Origin of the sequence: Mesorhizobium sp. M4B.F.Ca.ET.203.01.1.1, from assembly GCF_004791025.1 — a bacterium.
Classification (GTDB): domain Bacteria; phylum Pseudomonadota; class Alphaproteobacteria; order Rhizobiales; family Rhizobiaceae; genus Mesorhizobium; species Mesorhizobium abyssinicae.
The window spans coordinates 1-340 of sequence record NZ_SRUO01000156.1; the positions used below are offsets into that span (position 1 = coordinate 1).

Below are 340 nucleotides of genomic sequence, written 5' to 3' on the forward strand. Positions count from 1 at the left end.
CAAGGATGCCTTGGTGGAGACCAAGCCGGTATCGTTCAAAGCGCGAGATGGCCTTGATATTCCGGCCTTCCTCATACTTCCGCGCGGCGTCGAACCGAAAAACCTACCGGCGGTCGTCGTCATCCATGGTGGGCCCGCGCAGCAGGAAATCTGGGCCTACAACAATGACTACCAGTTCCTCGCTAACCGCGGCTACGCTGTTCTGGCCGTGAACTTTCGCGGCTCGACCGGCTATGGCAAGGCGTTCCGCGCGGCAGGCTACGGCGAGATCGGCAAGGCCATGCAGAACTACATCGTTGACGCGGCGAACTGGCTGGTCCGGCAAGGCATCGCCGACAAG

Annotated in this window: 1 protein-coding gene; it reads left to right on the forward strand. The window is 61.2% G+C overall.

Annotation, left to right across the window (positions count from 1 at the left end; all coding sequences use genetic code 11):
* Positions 1–13 precede the first annotated feature (13 nt).
* A partial coding sequence (locus tag EN846_RS34095; RefSeq protein ID WP_189587206.1) for a prolyl oligopeptidase family serine peptidase occupies positions 14–340 on the forward strand: 327 nt, incomplete at its 3' end.